Here is a 20,550-nt window from a genome sequence, read left to right as displayed (position 1 = left end):
AAATACAATCATATGAAACGAATAATTTTCACAGCCATCTTTTTCGTATTGGCCGGGGCCTGGATCTATTTTACGTCCCTGCATTATAGCGGACTCAATTCATTACAGAACTTAGCCAATTACAATGCCGGTTTATTGAGCAAAAAGCCACTGGATCTGCACCACCCGCAAACGATCAAAACTTCTTTTGAAGGCGCGGAACTGAGCATAGATACATTGGGCATTCCCCACATTTTTGGAAAAGACATGAATGCGATGGCCTATGCTATTGGATACATGCATGCACGCGACCGGTATTTTCAGATGGAGCTGATGGCCTATTCTATGATGGGCCGGCTGGCTGAAATACTGGGAGAGCCGGGTGTCAGATCGGACAGGCATTGGCGGCCCTTCGAAATGGAGACCCGCGCCATGGCCTTGTTTGATAGCCTGAAGCTGACCAACCCCGACTTGTACAATTATCTCAATGCCTATGAAAAAGGCGTTAATGCTTATATAAGTGCAGAGAAGGTTCCGGAGCGTGATCCTTTGTATACCGTATGGCATTATTCCCCAGGAACCTGGAAAGCCTGGTATGTGTTTCTTATTCAATGGTACATGAGTTCCGACCTCACATATTATGATGATTATGTAAACAGGCAGGAAGTATTGGATAAGGTACCGGATTCCGTAAGAAAGGCTTTGTATCCTGCTCAAACGGTAGAATACCCTTATATTATTCCAGTAGCAGGTGGAAGCAAACGTACCCCCTTGCCGGCGAATGGCGTGGTTAGTTTGTTTCAACCATCCCAGGTCAATAATTACCAATCCGCCCCGGTAAACAGAAGCCTGGGCAGTAATAATTGGGTGGTTGGTACCTCCCGCACCCGTTCCAAAGTAGTGCTGTTGTCAAATGATCTGCACCTGATGCTTGTTTCGCCCAATATATTTTATGAAATGCAGCTGGTATGCAAAGAGGTACATGTGTATGGGTATTCCATACCCGGTGTGCCCGTGATCGTAACAGGGCATAATGGAAAGATCGCCTGGGGCATTACCAACGGCGAATGGGATGTTACCGAACAATATATGCTCAAAATTGATTCAGCCAATAAGAACAATTACTGGCTGGATGGGAAGTGGCAGACCATGACTACAAAAGATTTCACGATCAATGTAAAAGATAAGGCCCCTGTAAAAACCACTGCCCGGTACACCGTTTTCGGACAGTACAAGGAAAAAGAAGGGATAGGCTATGGACTTAAATGGCATCCCCTTCAATCGGGTGGCGCTGTGCAGGCCTTCTGGAAATTGATCAGGGCTGCAGGTTGGAATGACTTTCGTGATGCGCTGCGATTGTATGACTATCCGGCCCAGAATTTTGTATATGGTGATCTGGACGGAAATATAGGGATCATCTGCGCGGGTAAAATGCCCATAAAACCCGCTAACTATGCGGGAGGTTTGTTGGATGGGAAAGTATCACCTGGAAGGGATTATGTTCCGTTCGACTCCTTGCCGCAGGCATTCAACCCCGCAAAGGATTATTTGTTCTCTGCCAACCAGGAACCAGGCCCCGATCAATATTATTTTTCGTCCCGCTGGTTCAGCGACCTGTATCGGCCCAGGCGCATCGACGAGTTATTGTCAACAGGAAGTCAGTTGACCTGGGAAGATATGCGCACTATGCAGCTGGATGTTTCGGATATATCAGTAGCCGATTGTAAAAAGCTGCTGGTGAAGTATGGGAAAGAAAAAAGCTTTGGTGCCAATTGGGACCTCCTGATGAAATGGGATGGCAAAATTACACCTGGTACCAAGGAAAGCACTTTCTTCAGGTCATTCAGGCAGGCCACCCGCGCCATTGCAAAAGAAATGGCTGTTCAACTTGGCGTAAAAGCCCAGCCCTCTTTTGATCAAACCATTAATTTCCTCTTGCATACCGATACCCTTACTTACACAGGTGGCCGGCTGGATGCACGGTATTATTTTGAAAGACTGGTAAAAGCGGCAGATTCAATATATGCCGGTAATAAGCAGTACCAACAATCCCCCGCACAGGCTTATAGTTTTAATATCCCCCAATTGACCTTCTTGCCCGGCTTTGAGAAATCAGTGAATGGCATTGGAGGCAATGATAATACGATCAATGTGAATTATGGAGCCCATCCTGTTATCCGGACGGTGGTGGAATTAAAAGCAGGCGCTATCAGGTCCTGGATGGTAAATGCCACCGGCCAGACCGGAAGGATGAATGATAACAGGTACTTTCAGCAACTGCAGGCCTGGAAAGAAAACCGCTTGCATGAAACCCAGTTTGTAAGCGATCCTTCAAAACTATCTTCCATACAACAAAAAATAGCTTTTTCTCATGAATAACAACACACCTATACAAAACAGGCGGTATACGCTGTATGCTATAGCCTTCCTGCTGCTGCTGGCCAGCCATTTTTTCTTAACCGGTTGGCTTAGTATCTTATTCTATGCCATCCTTGGTATAGGGCTGGCTGTCTTGTTGCCTGCAGACCGTTACGTCCTCGTGAAAGTATTGCTGGCCGAGATCATCATTGCCGGTCTGTTTGCTGTAGTGATTTGGAATAAAGAGCAGTTAAAGGCTTTTTCTATCAACTTCTCTCTGTCCCCGTTCCTGATCATATTGGGGGCTGTTGTGGTAAATACCGTGACTGCTTTTTTATGTACAGGCGCTGCTTTTCATCTTACCAAATGGATGGCACAGTATGGCCGCGGCCGTAAACACAGTCAAAGCAAAGAGAAGGTGAAAACACCTATGCCCGAAACTGCCTATGAAGTTTGATGATAAATAAAATATTATGGATAATCGTGTAGTATACCTCAAGCCCAACGTGGTTATAGAGCCACTGGTAGATTCCTGGTATGCCTGGCCACACCTGATATCGCCCGCAACGGCAGCTATGAATGTGGTAAAGCGGCATATGGATATCATGGAGTCTTACCTGGCCAATCCCGAGGCCCATGCACAGGCAGTATTAAATGCAAAAATGAGAGGCGGCCCCTTTATGGATTTCAATGGTGGCCGCATTGAAGAGGTTACCGCCTTGATGCAAAATACCCATACAGAAAGGGCCGCCATGTTTGAGCTTACCAAAGCCATCCGGGCGCTGGACACCCTGTTGCAGAACGAAGCAAAGGGTTATTCAATGGAAGAGTTGTATAAGAAAGTGCCAGAGCCCTTACAAGGGTATGTAGAACTGTATTATGACCTTCACAATAATCCTTCCTTCAGGTTCTTTGAGTCCTTGCTGTACAAAAGCAAATATTATGACCAGTCGGCGCAAAGCATAGCTTTATGGATCACCAATAACGACCATCGTCCCTTTTGCCTCAGTACACCCAGGCTGGCAGAGCCGGATGTGCTACGGTTGGATATACCATTTAGCCATCCAGGTATAGACGAACTGGCCAAAATGAAACGATCGCCACAACCGATTGGTTATATCAAATCCTTATTGGGTATATCTCCGAAGCAGGAGCCCTTGTTCGAAACCCTTTTTACAGAGGAGACACCGGCTGCCTATAGCAAATATACCGGCGATAAGGTGCGCATGCGTTATTTCGGCCATGCATGCATCCTGGTAGAAACCAAAAACCTGAGTATTCTGCTCGATCCCGTGATCAGCTATTATGGCTATCACTCCGACCTGGAGCACTTTTCCGATATCGACCTGCCCGATACCATCGACTATGTAATGATCACCCACAATCACCAGGATCATATTCTGTTTGAGACCTTATTGCCATTGAGGCATAAGGTCAAAAATATTATTGTACCACGTACCCGTGGCGGAAGGCTGGAAGACCCCAACCTGAAACTGATGTTTAACAATATTGGTTTCAACGACGTAATAGAACTGGATGAAATGGAAACCATCCAGTTTGAAGATATTACCATTACTGGCCTTCCCTTTACTGGTGAGCACAGCGATCTCAATATCCTGTGTAAACTTTGTTACCATGTACGGGTAGACCAGTTCAGCCTGTTATTCATGGCCGATTCAAGAGTTATTGAACCTGCCTTGTATAAACACATACATAGGGAGATCGGCAATGTGGATGTGGTGTTCCTGGGCATGGAGTGCGATGGAGCGCCCCTGAGCTGGCTCTACGGGCCACTGATGCCGAAGAAAATCCCCCGGGATCAGGATGGCAGCAGAAGACTGTCAGGGTCTGATTACAACAAAGGCATCGTGTTGGTCGACCTGTTCCAGCCGGGTGAAATTTATGTATATGCCATGGGGCAGGAGCCCTGGCTGGAATTTATCAGCAGTATAAAATATACAGAGGAATCCAATCCCATTATCCAATCCGATAAGCTGATAGCCGAGTGCACTTCGCGCGGTATGATCGCAGAGCGATTGTATGGAGAAAAGGAGATATTATACGATAAAAGGAAATTCGCCTGAGTGATGGCGACTCCATTACTGTATTATACTGCAGCCGTCAATAGTCCGGATGCAGTGCCCTGGATGCACAGCGTGTTGCCCTTTTTTCCGGAAAGTGTGCGGGAAGGGATAGTAAGGTATAAGTACGATGAAGACAGGTTGCTTACCTTTTCAGGCAAGCTATTATTGCTGAAGGCACTGAAAGAAACAGGCCTGGATCAGCATCTCTCCCTGGCCGATCTTCAATACACCTCCTTCAACCGGCCTTATTTTAATTACCCCGTTGACTTCAATATTACCCATTCGGGCAATTATACCTTGTTGGCATTTACCGAAAGCGGAAAAATAGGGGTTGATATCGAGATCATGAAGCCTCTGTATATCGACGATTATTCCAATGTATTCAGCGGGCGGGAGTGGAATGCTTTGCAGGAAGCTAAGGATGACGCCTTGTTTTACAGGTTATGGGCAAGGAAAGAAGCTGTCGTGAAAGCAATAGGGAAGGGGCTATCCCTGCCGCTTGCTGCTATAGATGTAACGGATGATATAATAGCTGTAGAAGGAGAACAATGGAGCATTGTATCCATAGAAATGGATAGAGCATATGCCACAGCCGTCGCCTTTACCGGCCTGGCAGACACACCGCCTGCACCCAGGTATATCAACCTCCAGCAATGTATTGGCTCTTTGTTTCCAGGCTTATTGACTAAGTCTATTTCCCACTAACCGACTTTCATAATAAATACCATGAAGAGAATTGGTGTTTTAGGAGCAGGTATTGCTGGTTGTAGCTTTGCTAAACTGGCTGCAGGTCATTTTGACGTTGAAATACTGGAAAGAAACCAGGTTCATGGTGGCATCGCCAGAACAAGGACCGTGGAGGGTGTTACCTGGCATCCTACAGGAGGGCATTGTTTTAATTCAAAGTATCCTGAAGTCCTGCGGTTTGTCTTTGAGCAGGTACTCAGTAAAGACCAATGGCATAGCGTGCAAAGGCGCGCTGTAATAAAGCTGCTGGATCATGAAGTGCTATATCCTATCGAATTTGCTGTTAAGCAGATCCATGCATTTGCACCCGATCTCGCTTTAAACATCACAAAGGACTTTCTGAACGCTGTTGATGACAGGTCTTATGCTTCCCTCGAAGACTGGTTCAGAAAGATGTTTGGCCATACCCTGGCCGAAGCCTACTTCATACCCTATAATACCAAAATATGGAACAGGCATCCCCGGGAAATGAGCCCGGCATGGGTGGAAGGGAAGTTACCCCTGCCTGATAAACAATCCTTTTTCAAAGGATTGATCGGGCAGGCCAATGATCAGATGCCACATGCCAGCTTTTATTATCCCAACTCTAATGACCAGAATACATTTATTGATGCATTGGCCGATGGGTTAAATATTGAGTACGGGTTCAACGTAAACCATATCCACCATGATAAAAGCCGTCGGCAATGGATAGTTAATGGCTCCAGGACCTATGATATGATCGTGAGCACACTGCCGCTCGATATTTTACCCGGCTTAATAACAGGTACTCCGCCCGGCATCCTGGAGATGGCCGGCCAACTCAGGTATAATAAGGTGACCACCATGCTTTGGGAAACAATGCCCACCAATAATACCTGGACTTATATTCCCTCCCCCGACAGCCTGTTTCATCGGTATATCCATATCGGGTCGTTTTTTTCGCCCGCCAGGAACTTCTCCATTATCGAAGCCGTAGGCGAAATATCCCGGGAACGCATGGTGAAAAGTGCCGAACAGGATCCTTTTTTGATCCGTCCGCTCGACTACCATGTATCCGATCATGCTTATGTAGTATTTGATGAAAATTATGCTGCTGCTACCCAACGCATACAAGCCTATCTGCAGCAAGCGGGCATGGCTACATTGGGAAGATTTGGTGAGTGGCAATATTACAATATGGATGTTTGTATAAAACGTAGTATGGACCTGGTAAACCAACTGAAGCAAAAAATGGAACTGGTTAAAGAAGTAAACTAAATCTTAATTATGAAGATCAATATATGTGGTATTGGTAATCCGCATAATCCCAAAGTGTGGTCAGGTACACCCTACAACATTTTAAAGGTTTTGGAGGCCAATGATAACCTCGCCTCCGCTTTTTCTTCCGATGAGAATACCCTGCTGAGCCGTTTCCTGAAATTTACCGGCGCTTTGTATTACAATGTCAAGCCGGGCTGGGAGAGAAGAAGCAGGACCGTAAGGCAGATAAATGCTGCCACATCTGTCAAAAATACCCGCAGGTCAGTCTCAAACCATACATTGCATTTTGGCACCGGCGACCTGCCATTCAGAAAGCTCCCCAAAGGCCAGTATCATTATATTTATTGCGATTCTACCTGGGATCTGTGGTCTACACATTCCACCTTCAGGCACTTGTATTCCAAACGGATCATAAAGCTGTGTGAAGAACTGGAACAGCTTTCGTTTGCACAGGCTACACATATTTTCCCCATCAGCGAATATGTTAAAGAGAACCTGATCAATCATTACCATGTCAATCCTTCCAAAATTACCGTAGTGGGTACGGGGCCTGGTGTTATCAAACCCTTTTTTGGTCAGAAGGATTACAGACAGAAGAAGATATTATTTGCCGCCAAGGGTAGGTTTGAAGATAAAGGAGGATTCATAGTCCTGGACGCATTTAAAAAGGCCCTCCGCGAACATCCTGATATGCACCTGTCCATCGTTGGGCAAAAGAAGTACCAGCAAATGGCCAGTCATCCCAATATCACTGCCTATGATTTTCTGTCCATTGGCCAGTTGCAGGAGCTTTTTAATAGCCACAGCTTGTTCCTGATGCCTGCTATCAACGAGCCATGGGGATTGGTGTATATAGAAGCCATGTTGTGTAAAATGCCCATCGTAGGTTTGAACCGCAACAGCTTTCCTGAACTATCCCATTACGGTAAGTTTGGTGTAGGGATCGATTCACCCGATGCGGAACGGTTAGCAGGCGTATTGAGTAATTTGATGTCCGATACCGGCAGGCTTACTGCCATGGGGGCCGGCGCGCAATCTTTTGCCTTGCAGCAATTCACCTGGCGAAATACCGTGCAGAAGATTATTGATCAGATTACCCTGATCGATAAAAATGGGGAAGCCCCTGCCAATTGACTTATTTCAAAGTGAAGCGTACCGTAAGTGCAAAGGCGTCGGGTACAAAATTGATGTCCGGCATAATGTCGAGCTCCGGTTTCCAGTCGAGCGACAAATTGATAGGCGCGTTGGAAAACTTATAGTCCAGTCCCAGTGCGCCCGTAGGCCCCAGGTACGTATCACCATACTCCCAGCCCACATAAGCGCCTACACCATAGAACCAGCGCAGGCCCGGTGCCGAGGCAAATGGCTGGTGGATCTCCAGCAAAGCGCCCATACCAAAGCGGCTGCCAAAGGATACCAGTCCTTCTACAGCACTGCGATCGGTAACGAAATATTTGCCACTGAATGAACTGTTGAGTGTGGGCGTGGAGTTGCTGAGTCGTAGACCCAGGCCAAGGCGGTAATCCTGTGCAGAGGACTCCTGGCCAATGAAAACAAAGAGACAGGTGATGGTGAAGAGCAGTGCGATACGTTTCATGATCCGTCTGGTTTGTTACTTATGAACGAAAAATAGTGCCACTGTATTAAAGGGGTGTTGTTAAAGTTGAGTGAAGAAACTACTCCTTCTGTCATTTCGAATGAAATCCTTCCTTTTGTTTATTTCGAACGAAACCCTTCCTTCTGTCATTTCGAACGAAGCGAAGCGGAGTGAGAAATCTGCTTTCGAAGCAAAAGGCCATCGACGCAAAAGATTGCCGATTGCCGATTGCCGATTGCCGACTGCCGATTCACGGGGCTAATTCTCAAACATCTCAAACTTCGACTTCGGCCTCCTGGCTTCCAGCCAGCGGAAGCTGCGCAGCACCTTATCCTGTTCTGTAGCTTGTTTGGCGGGGAACATGGTAGCTTTAGGATCACTGATGACCACTACCTTATTCAATTCTTTATTGAGAAAACGCAGATCAATAATATCCCCTTCGGCTTTATTAACGCCCACCAGGGCGCTGTCACTGTCCATCACATAAAACACACTTTCGGCATTGCCTTTGGAACGCATATAATCAATATTGCCATCTATAAAGTAACCATTCATCCTGTTTCCCCTTAACTGGTTGTACATATCCTTGCCTACTTTATTGACCGCAAAGCCATTCTCAAATACATAGAGTCGTTGCGGCTTTTTATTTTTGGTATACAGGTACATCGTATCGCCTGTTATCTGGCTGTTGCTGGCCCAGGCTATCGGATCAGTGAATAGCTGGAAAACAGAGTCAATACCTGAATAGAACATGCTGTCGGCTACCGCCTGCAGCGAATCTGAATAAATACGCACATGGTGATAGCCCTGGAAATACCGGTCGGCACTGTCATTTTGGGGTCTGTCTTTGGTATTGATCGTCAGTGCTCCTTTGATCGTATCCGTTTTGCCCGTCAGGGAATCTTTTTGGGTGAGTACCTTCATCTTACTGAGTCTGCCGGAGAACAGCGTGTCGGCTGTTACATAGATCGAATCATTGTCCTGCTTGATGATCATGAGAGGATGCTGCGTGGCAAAGAGCGTTTCCTCTTTCCGGTTCGTGATGATCAGGTTTGCCAGTAAGGATACCCCTTGCGCACTGTCGATGTGCACTGCCTGGCCGATAAGCGTAGTGATACCCGTTGAATCATCCGTTTCCACAATATCTGCGATCGTCTTTGTTCTGGCCTTGGTGTCTTCTATAATGGGCCGCTTGCCAAAACTGGCATTGCGGTGCTTCAGGTCATAATATCCTTCCCGTGTAGTGATCTTACGTTTGGCGCTGTCTTCGATATACGTTTTCGTAATGAAGGTGGCTGTTTCCGTACTGGTATTGTATAAAAGAGAGTCCGACTTGAGGTAGTACTTGGGGTCTTTAAGTACCACATCTTTTTTGAAATAAATATCTTTCAGTTCGCCGTAATAGGTGCCTTCCTTGCTGGTTAATACCGATTGGTTGTTGAGTACACGCCCGCCGTTGAAGTATTCCCCGATTTTCTGGTTGGCGTCATAATGCAATTCATCCGTCAATAGCGTAGTCTTGCCATCCGTGAGCTTTGCATTCCTGGTGAGCGTGGCCAGTTTGGTATCTACGTGGTAGAGCAGGTAATCCGCATAGGTGTGTACACTGTCGGCATCGTTGATGTGCACATGGCCAAAAGCTTCCACGATCTTGGTGTGTTTATTATAGACAGCGCTATCGCAGTAAAATTGGGTTTTGCCCTGCTTCAGGTGTACCTTCCCCGCCAGCGTCTGTACTTCCGTAACCGAGTCTTTTTGCTCTGTCCGTAAGCGATCTGCATAGATCAGCTCCACTACCTTCATGGTATCAGCGCCCGGCTGCGGGGTACTGGTTACCTGGGCAGAAACACTGGAAAACGCCAGTGCGAAAAATACAAACAGGCAGATAAACCTTCGCATCTTATTGTCTTCAGGGTTTCGACGTAGAAGTAGAATCATATATAGGCGACATCAGCGGCCCTTTTTTATCTTTTCTTCCAAAAACAGATATGTTAACATAACGTTTTGGGTTAGTCCGCAAGTCGTCGAGCAAGGTAGTCAAACTGCGATTCGTTTGTAATAACTGGTCGTACAATTTGCGATCATTTAACAGCGCACCGATGGAGCTTTGGTTGCTGTTGACCTTATCTACAGCAGCCCCCAGTTTGGTGAGGGTGCCTTGTAAACTGGCTACCGCTTCATCCAATTTTACATTGGCCAGTTTGGCTGTGGCTTTTTCGAGGTTGTCTACAGTAGCATTGATCTTATCATTGTTCTTGGCGAGGTTGCCCGTCACCGATTCTGTATTGGCCAGTGTTTTGGCCAGCATACCCGTTTGCGCATCCAGTAATTTCTCCAGTGACCTGGAAGAAGAGGTGAGGTTGGCTACAATACTTTGCAGGTTGTTTTTAGTATTGGGATCGAGTACACTGTTCAGGTTTTGCAATACCACGTCGAGCGAGCCCAGTGTTTTATTCACACTGGCCAGCGTAGGGTCAAGGCTGCTTTGCAGTTTATCAGCCAGGCCCAATGTTTTGGCCGTTTGCAAAGTATCTCCATCTTGTATATAATCGCCGCCGCTGCCCAGCCTGATCTTGATAGAAGTGGTGCCCAGCAGTTCGCTGCTGATCGTGGCTACAGAATTTTTGGGGATATTAATGTCTTTGGTAAGGCTGATCGTCACGACCACCCCACTCAGGTTTTTGTCTTTTTCTACCATTCCGTACACCTTTCCTACCTGGAGCCCGTTAATAAAAATGGGATTGGAAACCTGCAGGCCATCTACCGCGGGAAATTCTGCATATATCTTGTCACTCCGGTCGGCGAGGTTTTTTCCTTTCAAAAAATTAAAGCCCAGGATCAGGATTACGATAGCGATAGCAGTCAGCGATCCCACCTTGGTTTCATTCGAAATTTTCATTACAGGCTATTTTGTGAGCAAATAACACTTTTTTCAGCAGTCTGTTTGAGACCACCCCCAAAAAGTATATTATCAACAAAAATAAGGAATTACGAGGGGAGAATACAGAATACAGGAGACAGAATACAGAATCTGAACCTTGGAGGCCATGGTATAAGGCAGGATCCATGAATTTAGGGCTTCTGCTTTCTAAACAAAGGCTTCTGTATGCTGTATTCTGTCTCCTGTCTTCTTATTTGCCTTCCGAACCTTCTTTGTAGCGTTTGATGGCTGCCAATACATGGCCCGCCACTTCTTCCTGCCCCTTGACGCTATTGAGGTAGTCCTCATCAGGCCGGTGGGTAATAAAGCCCGTTTCTACCAGTATACTGGGCATCGCTGTGGCCTGGAGCACCCAGATGCCCTTCTCATTCCGTTGTTTTACACCCCGGCTTACCCGCCCGCCATTTACAAACTCTTCTTCCACCATGGTGGCCAGCGCCAGGCTTTTGTCAAAATAGCGTTTCGTCCACAAGAGCGATTTGGCCTTAAATTCAGGATCATTGATATCCGGCGCATATTCCGTGGAGTCATTCACTTCTTCCGACATACGCTCTGATACATATTCTCCTTTGGCATCGGCGCGGTCAGCAGCCCAGATATAGGTTTCAGTCCCATTGGAAGGATTGTCTGTATAGTAGATAGTGTATTTGGGTACCTTCCGGGTCCTTTTCTTCCGGCTTTTGCCTTTGCCTGTATAGTAGGTTTCTGTGCGGTAGCCCGCAAAATTGGAATGCTTTATTTTGGGGCCGGCGTTTACGTGGATGGATACAAAGAGATCACCTTTATTCACATTGGCAAAGTCGGCCCTCGACTTAATGGAGGGGTATTCGTCTTTCGTACGTGTGTACAGTATTTTGATCTGGGGAAATTCCTGCTCCAGTTTTTTACCCAGTTTAAGGGCTATGCCGAGGCAAATGTCCTTTTCAAAGGAGTAGTCTCCCCGGGCTCCATTGTCCGATCCGCCATGGCCGGCATCTATGATAATGGTCTTAATCACAGGCTTTTGCATTACCCCGGTAGGCTCAGTATAAAAGGCCGTCAATACTGTAAAAACCGTAGCAATCAGCAAAAAACAGGTGATCTTTTTAATCATATTATAATCCGGTTCTGTTTAAGATAGCTGGTGATATATAGGGCAAGATGCAAAAATAACGGATGAAGATGCTTATTAATACGTTAAAATAGGACCGGAAGTCCAAAAGTCCGGAAGACCGGAAGAAAAACGGATAGCCTCTACTGTATTACTTTCGGACTTTCGGACTTCCCGTCTTTCCGACTCACTTCGTGTTTTCCAGCGAGGCTTTATACTTTTTGAGACCAGCCACGATCGCTGCTACCACTTCGTTTTGCCCCTTTTCGCTGTTCAGGTATTTCTCTTCCTCCGTATTGGAAAGAAAGCCCGTTTCTACCAGTATACTGGGCATTCCCGTGGCCTGCAGCACCCAGATGCCTTCCTGGTTCCGTTGTTTAACCCCATAACTTATACGCCCGCCTTTATCGAATGCTTCTTCCACATGATTGGCCAGCAGCAGGCTTTTGGCAAAATATTTCTTTTCATACAGCTGGGCCCTGATACGGGACTCCGGTGAACTCATATCGAAAGTGATAGAACTATCTGTTTTCTCTCCACTCTCTTCCTGCCGTTGATTAATAGCCTCTCCTTTAAACCCTACGCGGTCCGCGGCCCAGATATAGGTCTCAGTACCTTTATGCGTATTTTTTACGTAGTAGGACTTGTATACCGGAACCTGCTTCGTCTTTTTCTTTTTACCCTTGCCTGTGGTGACATTTTTGTAGGAAACGATCTTTTTCTCGTACCAGCCCCCCGGCTTTTTGCCGATGGCGTTACAATGTATGCTGATGAACAGATCGCCATTCGATTGATTGGCAAAATCAGACCTATAATAGTAAGACTCTTTTAGCGTTCTTTGTCCGGGCAAAATGTCCGTAGTGCGGGTATACAGCACCTTGGTATCAGGAAAGGCAGCCTTAATGGCTTTACCCAGTTTGAGGGAGATCGCCAGGGCCACCCTCGATTCCCGCGAATAGCTGCCCAGGGTGCCGGGGTCCATGCCACCATGCCCGGGATCAATAATAATGATACCTAATGCAGGCTTTTGTTTATGTGGTACCGGTTGCTTAACGGTGAAAGCGATCAGCATAGAGAGGGAAACAGCCAACACCACTATCCCTGTAAACCTTTTGAACATATTTCGTTATGATTTTATGGGCCAGCCAATCTTCACATAATCTTAATGCATTAATAACTATTTTTGCCCACCACTGCATATGATTAACGGACGCAAAAATAGCCTAAAACAACTTTCGTTGCCGATATTACTCGTCTCATTGTTATTATTAACGATGAATATGCACGGTAATTATTCTGCTGCTACCGGATTTGGCATTTCATTAACGGGTTTCCAGGATACCACCAAACCCAGGACTGATACTATTCCCAACAAAACAGATACCATCCCTGCAGTCAGGGATTCTGCTTCCATCAGATCAAAAGATTCCGCCGCTATAAAGTCAGACACCTTTGATGTAAAGATGTCCAAAGACTCGCTCGATGCTCCCGTACATTATGCTGCTTCCGACTCCATCGTGATGGATGTGCCTAGTAAGAAGGTCATCTTGTATAGTAAGGCCAATGTGAAGTATAAGGATATGGACCTTACCGCCGACAGTATTGAAATGGACCAGCAGAAGAATGAGGTGGTCGCTACCTTCCGCCGCGATTCAGCGGGCAATATCATCGGCAGACCTAAGATGATCCAGGCCGACACGAAGATGGATGCTGATCTCATGCGCTTCAATACAAAGACCCAAAAGGGCATCACACAGAGTACCATCACTGCCCAGGGTGAAATGTTTGTACAGGGAGAAAAGATCAAAAAGATATCACCTACTGAATATTTCGCTGCCCGGGGTATTATTACTACCTGTAACCTCGATACCCCACACTTTGCTTTCCGTACACCCAAAATGAAGATGGTGAGTCAGAAACTGGCCGTAACCGGGCCTATTCACCCCGAATTTGAAGGCGTTCCTGTGCCCATATACCTGCCTTTTGGATTTTTCCCCCTTTCACAGGGAAGGCATTCCGGTTTGCTGCCCCCTCAATTTACCGCCAGCGACCAGTTTGGATTGGGATTGGAAGGGCTGGGTTATTATAAAGTATTGAACGATTATTTTGATGTGATCCTTCGCACCAATATCTATTCTTATGGTGGTTGGGCGGCATTTGTAACACCATCCTATCGCAAACGCTACCGGTACAATGGTTCCATGAACCTCGCTTATCAAAGCACCCGTATCCTGAGCAATGACGCCAAACAGGAGTTTACGACAGCCCAAACCTTCAATATTTCCTGGAGCCATACCGTAGACAGCCGGGCCAGGCCGGGGCAAACCTTCTCGGCCAACGTAAATGCGGGTTCTTCCAAGTACAACCAGTATGTGACCAACAACCCCATGCGCAATGTGCAGAATAACCTGAACTCATCTATCACTTATTCCAAGACCTGGGGTACCCGGTACAACCTGACGGCCAGTGCCAACCACAACCAGAATAATAATGAACCGGCGCTGATCAACATGAACCTGCCCAATGTGGCTTTTACAGTTAATACATTTTACCCTTTCGCACGAAAGGAATTGATTGGTGAATCTAAATGGTATGAAAAACTAGGCGTGGGATTGAACACCAATGTGGCCAACCAGATCAGTATCTATGAAAAAGATTTTAGCCTGAGCAAGCTCATCGATACCATGCAATGGGGCGCTCAACACAATATCCCTATCCAGCTATCACTGCCTTCGTTAGGCCCTTTACAGGTATCGCCCGGCATCAGTTACCAGGAAAAATGGTATTCCCGGAAATTTAGGCGCAACTGGAATAAGCTCACCAATCGCATGGATACCAGTATTCAGAAAGGGTTTTATACCGCCCGGGATCTCTCTTTCAGTCTGGGATTGAGTACCGCCATCTTTGGAAAGTTTGAGAATTTTGGACCCAACAGTCCCATTACCGCTATCCGACACGTAATAAGGCCTACTTTCTCCATCAGCTATAAGCCTGATATGGCCGCAAAGGATTATTATACAATGCAGGTCGATTCTACGGGTAAAAACTTCTATCGTTTCTCTTATTATGATGGTACCATCTTCGGTCCATTCGGCGAAGGCCAGTTTGGTGGTATCAGCTTTGGCCTGGATAATAATATAGAAGCAAAAGTGCGGTCTAAAAAAGACACCACAGATGGGGGTATTAAAAAGATACGCCTCATCGATGGTTTTGGTTTCAATGGTGGTTATAACTTCCTGGCCGACTCCTTCAAGCTGTCTACGATCAGCCTTTATTTCCGCAGCACCTTGTTTGAAAAGATCAATATCACTGCCGGCGCCAACCTCGATCCTTATAAGGTCAATGATCGCGGATACCGTATCAATGAGTATGCCTGGAAGGGAGGACGGTTCTCACCGGGCCGTATCACCAATGGTAATATAGCTGTTTCTACCTCTTTCCAGAGCAAGCCGAAGGATGACAAGAAAGCAAAGGAAAAAGAGGATCAGTTCAATAACAATAACCTGCCTCCTATGACCCCGGAAGAACAAATGGAGCAGATGAATTATACACAACAGCACGCCGCTGAGTTTGCTGATTTTAATATCCCCTGGTCATTGAATATTTCTTATTCTTTCAGCTTCAGCCGTAATTTCAAAGCCGACTATTCCGGTTTCGAAACAAAGACCAATTCCAACATGAGCCTGAATGGGGATTTCAACCTCACCCCCAAATGGAAAATGGGCATGAATACCTATTACGATTTTAATACTTCTGCGATACAGATGTTCACCATGTTTATTTCGCGCGAAATGCACTGCTGGCAATTGTCTATCAATGTGACCCCCGTAGGACCTATCCGCACCTTCAATTTTACCATCAATCCCAAATCAGGCATCCTTCGCGACCTGAAGGTCAACAGAACGCGGTATTTCTATGGGCAATAAAGATGTGGAATGTAGGATGTAGGATTTAGAATGTAGGATTGCTCCGCACCTTGAAACGGCTGACTGTTTTTAATTTATTGCGTTGTTAGACCTGAAGAATCCTAAATTCTACATCCTACATCCGAAATCATTGCCGGTTTGCTTCATAGTAGGCTGCCATTACACCATGCACCCTGTTTTTTAAGGTCTCCACTGTATCATTGGGCTCTACAGGAATGGGTGCCAGGAAATGTATGGCCAGGCGGTGCGGCATCAGGAAAAAAGGTTTGCTGGGCGGTAATACCTTGCGTGTATTGAAGATAATGCCGGGAACCACCGCCTTATTCGTATCGATGGCCAGCCGGAAAGCCCCATCGTGAAATGGTTTCAGGGGTTGATCCGTTTTATTGCGGGTGCCTTCGGGATAGATACACATGTGTAAGCCCATGCCCAGCACTTTCTTCATTGTTGTATAACTATCCTTGCGGCTTTTATCACTCTTCCGGTCTACCAGCACACTGCCTGTCTTATAAATAACACCAAATACAGGTAGTTTGGCCATCTCACTTTTGGCAATGGTCTTATTGCCACCGGGTATAGCGGGAGAGGAAATGGGCACATCCATCAGTGAATTGTGGTTGCATACCACCACATAATTTTTCCCCGGCTCAAAATTTTCCTTGCCACGTACCCGCAGGGGACAGCCGATCAGCGGCAGGTAAACACCCATCCATACCCTCGATTGCGCAATAAAACGGAATGTCTTTTTGGGATCGGGCAGGTAATAGGTAAACAACAGGAAAGGGATCATGAACACCAGGAGGGTGAGGATAAACATAAGGATTGCCCACACGGCAAAGAGGCGACCCAGTATCTCTTTGATGAACTTCATAGGCGCAAGATACGGAAAACAGCTCCCATCATCCATCCTTGTCATCTCGAACGAAGCGCAGCGGAGTGAGAGATCTGCTATCGAAGCAAAGGACTCGCAGCTCGTGGCTCACAGCTGGCTGTTCTACACCGACCAGTCGATAGGGTCCAGTCCTTCCTTCATCAGGTATTCATTCGTTTTGGAGAAATGGCGGCAGCCAAAAAAGCCGGCATCGGCAGAGTAGGGGGAAGGGTGCGCTGCTTTCAGCACCTGGTGTTTCGTTTCATCGATCAGCTCCTGCTTAGCCTGGGCAAATTTTCCCCAGAGCAGGAATACCACTCCTTTTTTCAGATCCGATACCTTGCGTATCACCGAATCTGTAAATTCGGCCCAGCCGATCTTGGCATGGCTCATGGGTTCACCGGCACGTACAGTAAGGGAAGCATTCAGCATCAGTACCCCTTGTTCCGCCCATTTGGTAAGGTTACCATGCGTGGGAATGGGGAGACCGATGTCCTTGTTGATTTCTTTGTAGATATTAACGAGGGAAGGAGGGGGCTTAATGCCATCCTGTACAGAGAAGCACAGACCATGCGCCTGTCCTTTTCCATGATAGGGATCCTGTCCCAGCAACACCACTTTCACGTTTTCAAAAGGCGTGAGGTTAAAGGCATTGAAAATAAGACTGCCCGGAGGATAAATGGTGTGGCCCGCTGCTTTTTCAATGCGCAGGTGACCAACGATCTGATTAAAGTATTCTTTGTTGAATTCATCTTTAAGAACCTTCTTCCAGCTTGCATCTATTTTAACATCCATACTGGCATTTTGCGTAAAAGTATGGAAAAACTTCCTACCGCACCACCAGCACCTTCTCGCGGAAATCTTCCCCACTGCCAAAGACATCAGGGATGCTCACCACATAAGTGCCTGCCACCAGTCCATAAATATTGACCGGTGTATTTCCATTGATCGTTAACTGCTGTATTATCCTGCCATTCATATCCGTAATCGTGGCTGGTAGTTGTTTCGTATTGCCATCTATCCGGATGCTGAACTGCCCTTTGTTGGGATTGGGCCACATCAATACCGTAACACCCCCCTGGCCGGTCCCTTTCACCGCTTTGATAAGTGTATAATGGTTCCTGTTATCGAGATCAATTTGGTTCAACCGGTAATAGGTAACTCCCTTGTATGCGTTGGCATCAGCATATTGGTAGCGCAGCAGCAGGTTGCTGTTGCCTCCTGTGGCCAGCGAGGGTACAAAACCAATGACCTTGAAGGCCGTCTCCGTTTGCCACCTTCTTTCTATATCAAAGCCCCGGTTGTTTTGCTCCGTAGCTGTTGCCCAGTTCAACTGTACGAGCCCTGCATGGAGCCGCTGTGCCCTGAAATCAACAAGGGTTACGGGTAAGGAGGTGGCCGTGAGCCCAATGCCCAATTGTCCAAAAGTAGTAACGTTACTACGCATCGCATATCCACTGGCCACGGTTCTGCCCGGAGTGCCCGTTGGCTGAATAGTACTGCCCGTAGGGCGAATCCAGTCAGCCCCATTCGTACTGCCCGCGGGGCGTTGCAGAATGGCAAACATATTATCCGTCAGTCCCGAAAATCCGTTGAAGTAAAGTTGCAGATCATACTGGCCGCCTGTAGGGGAAGCATCGGCGCTGATGTTCCAAACTCCTTCGGGGGCAACAGATACATAGGTGGCGCCGCCTTCTGTCACCACCAGCCCTGCATCGGTGCCGGGTTTGGGTACAAAGCGCGCCTCTATATAACTGATCCCTGTAAGCGGGTTGCTGCTCAGGTTGGTCAATACAGCCAGATTGGAACGTACCGTATTACCTACGGGAAAGGGATAGCCGCTTACAGATGCGGGTGTTATATACCGGCGCAGCGCCCCATTGATCCAGCTTTGCGTAAAGCCCGGATTGGTTGCATCTGCTTCCAGGGCCGTAGCAGAAGCATCCGTCACAATGGCTGCATAAGCACCCGTGGTCACATATCCTTTTTGCAGGTACCATTTCTGCGCACTGATATTGCTGTGTAATTCAAGGCTGCTGCCATTGATGTCGAGGCGCGAAAAAGTATAGGGTGTACTGATCTGCTGGTTGATAGTTCCATCAAACACAAACCGGCCCGTGCCATAAGTGCCGCCTGTTGCAGAAAGATCCGTCCAGTGACCGGCTCCCAATAATGCGCTGCCCCCCACATAAATGATCCCCTGGTTGTTCAGCATACTGCCATTTTCCAATGTTACATTGCCCTTCACTGTTATAACAGCGCCATTTTGAACAGTAATACCTGTACCGTTCTTAATATAAAGTGCATCCTGCGCCTGGAGACAACAGGTGCAAAAGATGAGCAGACCGGTAAATAAGTTAGTTTGTTTCATGATCTTAATTGATAAGGGAATGGTTGGGTCTGTATTATTTAACTTTGGCGCAGATGGCATAGATACGCAAGGCCCTTGAGCTGCCCGATGTATTCTGGGCCATGATGCGCCAGAAGTTAAGGTTCTCAGCATGTGGACCGCTGTAGGCAAGTTCAATGTCACTTACTGCGCTGTTCCAGTCACGGTGACCGCCTCCACCCCCTATCAATTTTGTGCCCGTGGGGCAACCACAATTATAATCCCCTCTGCCGTTACCTGGAATAGAAACGTCCTTGCTCACTATTTGAATACCCATGTCCAGTGTGCCGGTGTACGTGATATTACCGGCTACATCCAGTTTTTCTGTCGGGGCTTTTCCGATGCCCATTCTGCCGGCTGCATCAATGTCTATAACGGCCTGGGGCCGGTCCCCTGCATGGAGGCGGTAACCATTTTCAAACCGCATGACCATCTGGTTATTGATGCTGTTGCCAGTGGGGGCCGTAGTGTGGTTATCACCCAAAATGAAAGAACCTGCCATGCCATTGGTTGATACATTCGAACCCAGGGCCACCGAGTTCAAGGCATTGGCCGTTACATTCATTCCCATGGCGATAGTGAGGGGCGCTATGGCGCGGGCATTGGTGCCTATAGCAACGGAGCCCGATCCTGCTGCCTGGGTATTATAACCCATGGCCACAGAATAAGAACCAATATTAGTTTCCTGCAGCTCATTGTTTGCGAAATAGCCTGCTCTGAAAGCAGCCTTATAAGGCGCCCAGATCATTTTAGCGCCAGGTGATGGTGATATACCTCTGTTGGTGCCGGTAAGAGGGCCGCTGGCCTCCACAAAGCCATTTTCCGCCACCTTGATACCGGCATCGCTGCCATCGCCTGAAATGTATTTTCCGTTCGTGTTGATGTTTTGCTGCAGCTTATAGGCGCTCAGGTTGAGCCAGTTGGGTGCAGCCGGTGTGCCGGCATTATAATAGAAGCCAGGTGTCCCATCCGTTTGTATCACCAGCAATCCTGTTGCAGGATTGGCAATGGCTGTACGTTGTACAGCTGTCATTTGTGGGATCAGCAATCCCTTGTCTATGGCCGAAATATCTACCGCTGCACTTGGGTTGGGGGTCGTGGTGCCAATGCCTACCTGGGCATACACCGGCGCCTGAAGCATCAGCATCAGACCTGCAATGATCATCTTTCTCATAATAATAACTTGTGGCAGCTAAAGTACTATGGGCCAATGCCGGATAGGGGAACTTGTATGTGAACTACGGAGTTTTGTATGTGAATTAAGCCCGGAAGTCCGTAAGTCAGAAAGCCGGAAAGATCCGCTATCGAAGCTAAAGGCTAACTGCT

Annotated in this window: 16 protein-coding genes; 7 read left to right on the top strand and 9 right to left on the bottom strand. The window is 47.1% G+C overall.

Annotated features, from left to right (window positions below):
* The first annotated feature begins 12 nt into the window (after positions 1-12).
* From D3H65_RS11460 to D3H65_RS11435, 6 genes are read left to right on the top strand one after another with little or no spacing between them, the layout of a single operon-like run.
* Positions 13-2,358 carry a penicillin acylase family protein gene (locus D3H65_RS11460; protein WP_119050442.1) on the top strand — a complete coding sequence of 782 codons (2,346 nt, stop codon included), beginning with the start codon at positions 13-15 and terminating at the stop codon, positions 2,356-2,358.
* Complete coding sequence (locus D3H65_RS11455; protein ID WP_119050441.1) at positions 2,351-2,794, top strand: hypothetical protein; 444 nt, start codon at positions 2,351-2,353, stop codon at positions 2,792-2,794. Before D3H65_RS11460 ends, D3H65_RS11455 begins: the two co-directional genes overlap by 8 nt.
* Before the next feature lie 16 nt (positions 2,795-2,810).
* Positions 2,811-4,421: an MBL fold metallo-hydrolase gene (locus D3H65_RS11450; RefSeq protein ID WP_119050440.1), complete on the top strand. Its 1,611-nt coding sequence runs from the start codon at positions 2,811-2,813 to the stop codon at positions 4,419-4,421.
* Between the two features lie 3 nt (positions 4,422-4,424).
* On the top strand, positions 4,425-5,126 hold the full coding sequence (locus tag D3H65_RS11445) for a 4'-phosphopantetheinyl transferase family protein (protein ID WP_119050439.1): 702 nt from the start codon (positions 4,425-4,427) through the stop codon (positions 5,124-5,126).
* Positions 5,127-5,147: 21 nt separating this feature from the next.
* Entirely contained in the window at positions 5,148-6,407 is a 1,260-nt protein-coding gene (locus D3H65_RS11440) for a protoporphyrinogen/coproporphyrinogen oxidase (protein ID WP_119050438.1), read from the top strand.
* Positions 6,408-6,416: 9 nt separating this feature from the next.
* Positions 6,417-7,544 (top strand): glycosyltransferase family 4 protein, encoded by a 1,128-nt coding sequence (locus tag D3H65_RS11435; RefSeq protein ID WP_119050437.1) that lies wholly within the window; start codon positions 6,417-6,419, stop codon positions 7,542-7,544.
* A gap of 1 nt (position 7,545) precedes the next feature.
* Here the strand turns inward: D3H65_RS11435 and D3H65_RS11430 are convergent, their stop codons facing one another.
* The 5 genes from D3H65_RS11430 to D3H65_RS11410 all read right to left on the bottom strand — a co-directional run bounded on the left by D3H65_RS11430 (position 7,546) and on the right by D3H65_RS11410 (position 13,158).
* Positions 7,546-8,007 (bottom strand): hypothetical protein, encoded by a 462-nt coding sequence (locus D3H65_RS11430; RefSeq protein WP_119050436.1) that lies wholly within the window; start codon positions 8,005-8,007, stop codon positions 7,546-7,548.
* 258 nt (positions 8,008-8,265) lie between these two features.
* Positions 8,266-9,906, bottom strand: coding sequence for an OstA-like protein (locus D3H65_RS11425; RefSeq protein ID WP_162915559.1), 1,641 nt, complete (start codon positions 9,904-9,906; stop codon positions 8,266-8,268).
* Positions 9,907-9,916: 10 nt separating this feature from the next.
* Complete coding sequence (locus D3H65_RS11420) at positions 9,917-10,906, bottom strand: MlaD family protein (protein WP_119050434.1); 990 nt, start codon at positions 10,904-10,906, stop codon at positions 9,917-9,919.
* A 232-nt stretch (positions 10,907-11,138) separates the two neighbouring features.
* A complete protein-coding gene (locus D3H65_RS11415) occupies positions 11,139-12,041 on the bottom strand; it encodes an N-acetylmuramoyl-L-alanine amidase family protein (protein WP_119050433.1) in 903 nt (300 codons plus the stop codon).
* Between the two features lie 184 nt (positions 12,042-12,225).
* Positions 12,226-13,158 (bottom strand): N-acetylmuramoyl-L-alanine amidase family protein, encoded by a 933-nt coding sequence (locus tag D3H65_RS11410; protein WP_119050432.1) that lies wholly within the window; start codon positions 13,156-13,158, stop codon positions 12,226-12,228.
* A gap of 160 nt (positions 13,159-13,318) precedes the next feature.
* Between D3H65_RS11410 and D3H65_RS11405 the strand changes: the two genes are divergently transcribed.
* Positions 13,319-15,964, top strand: a complete 2,646-nt coding sequence (locus tag D3H65_RS11405) for a putative LPS assembly protein LptD (RefSeq protein ID WP_245999728.1) — start codon at positions 13,319-13,321, stop codon at positions 15,962-15,964.
* Between the two features lie 127 nt (positions 15,965-16,091).
* Here D3H65_RS11405 and D3H65_RS11400 read toward each other — a convergent pair whose 3' ends face one another.
* The 4 genes from D3H65_RS11400 to D3H65_RS11385 all read right to left on the bottom strand — a co-directional run bounded on the left by D3H65_RS11400 (position 16,092) and on the right by D3H65_RS11385 (position 20,398).
* Positions 16,092-16,835: a lysophospholipid acyltransferase family protein gene (locus D3H65_RS11400; protein ID WP_119054480.1), complete on the bottom strand. Its 744-nt coding sequence runs from the start codon at positions 16,833-16,835 to the stop codon at positions 16,092-16,094.
* A gap of 123 nt (positions 16,836-16,958) precedes the next feature.
* Positions 16,959-17,630 carry a uracil-DNA glycosylase gene (gene ung / locus D3H65_RS11395; protein WP_119050430.1) on the bottom strand — a complete coding sequence of 224 codons (672 nt, stop codon included), beginning with the start codon at positions 17,628-17,630 and terminating at the stop codon, positions 16,959-16,961.
* 34 nt (positions 17,631-17,664) lie between these two features.
* A complete protein-coding gene (locus D3H65_RS11390) occupies positions 17,665-19,206 on the bottom strand; it encodes a T9SS type A sorting domain-containing protein (RefSeq protein WP_162915558.1) in 1,542 nt (513 codons plus the stop codon).
* 34 nt (positions 19,207-19,240) lie between these two features.
* A complete protein-coding gene (locus D3H65_RS11385; protein WP_162915557.1) occupies positions 19,241-20,398 on the bottom strand; it encodes a hypothetical protein in 1,158 nt (385 codons plus the stop codon).
* Positions 20,399-20,550: the final 152 nt, after the last annotated feature.

It is taken from the genome of Paraflavitalea soli, from assembly GCF_003555545.1.
In the GTDB taxonomy this organism is placed as follows: domain Bacteria; phylum Bacteroidota; class Bacteroidia; order Chitinophagales; family Chitinophagaceae; genus Paraflavitalea; species Paraflavitalea soli.
This window is presented reverse-complemented; position numbering and strand designations above follow the sequence as displayed.

Excerpts from the sequence above, each read along its gene's own strand:
- D3H65_RS11435 (WP_119050437.1), top strand. The coding sequence starts at position 6,417 with ATGAAGATCAATATATGTGGTATTGGTAATCCGCATAATCCCAAAGTG.
- D3H65_RS11450 (WP_119050440.1), top strand. The coding sequence starts at position 2,811 with ATGGATAATCGTGTAGTATACCTCAAGCCCAACGTGGTTATAGAGCCA.
- D3H65_RS11405 (WP_245999728.1), top strand. The coding sequence starts at position 13,319 with ATGCACGGTAATTATTCTGCTGCTACCGGATTTGGCATTTCATTAACG.
- D3H65_RS11415 (WP_119050433.1), bottom strand. The coding sequence starts at position 12,041 with ATGATTAAAAAGATCACCTGTTTTTTGCTGATTGCTACGGTTTTTACA.
- ung (WP_119050430.1), bottom strand. The coding sequence starts at position 17,630 with ATGGATGTTAAAATAGATGCAAGCTGGAAGAAGGTTCTTAAAGATGAA.
- D3H65_RS11400 (WP_119054480.1), bottom strand. The coding sequence starts at position 16,835 with ATGAAGTTCATCAAAGAGATACTGGGTCGCCTCTTTGCCGTGTGGGCA.
- D3H65_RS11460 (WP_119050442.1), top strand. The coding sequence starts at position 13 with ATGAAACGAATAATTTTCACAGCCATCTTTTTCGTATTGGCCGGGGCC.
- D3H65_RS11430 (WP_119050436.1), bottom strand. The coding sequence starts at position 8,007 with ATGAAACGTATCGCACTGCTCTTCACCATCACCTGTCTCTTTGTTTTC.
- D3H65_RS11385 (WP_162915557.1), bottom strand. The coding sequence starts at position 20,398 with ATGAGAAAGATGATCATTGCAGGTCTGATGCTGATGCTTCAGGCGCCG.
- D3H65_RS11420 (WP_119050434.1), bottom strand. The coding sequence starts at position 10,906 with ATGAAAATTTCGAATGAAACCAAGGTGGGATCGCTGACTGCTATCGCT.
- D3H65_RS11455 (WP_119050441.1), top strand. The coding sequence starts at position 2,351 with ATGAATAACAACACACCTATACAAAACAGGCGGTATACGCTGTATGCT.
- D3H65_RS11425 (WP_162915559.1), bottom strand. The coding sequence starts at position 9,906 with ATGCGAAGGTTTATCTGCCTGTTTGTATTTTTCGCACTGGCGTTTTCC.
- D3H65_RS11445 (WP_119050439.1), top strand. The coding sequence starts at position 4,425 with ATGGCGACTCCATTACTGTATTATACTGCAGCCGTCAATAGTCCGGAT.
- D3H65_RS11390 (WP_162915558.1), bottom strand. The coding sequence starts at position 19,206 with ATGAAACAAACTAACTTATTTACCGGTCTGCTCATCTTTTGCACCTGT.
- D3H65_RS11410 (WP_119050432.1), bottom strand. The coding sequence starts at position 13,158 with ATGTTCAAAAGGTTTACAGGGATAGTGGTGTTGGCTGTTTCCCTCTCT.
- D3H65_RS11440 (WP_119050438.1), top strand. The coding sequence starts at position 5,148 with ATGAAGAGAATTGGTGTTTTAGGAGCAGGTATTGCTGGTTGTAGCTTT.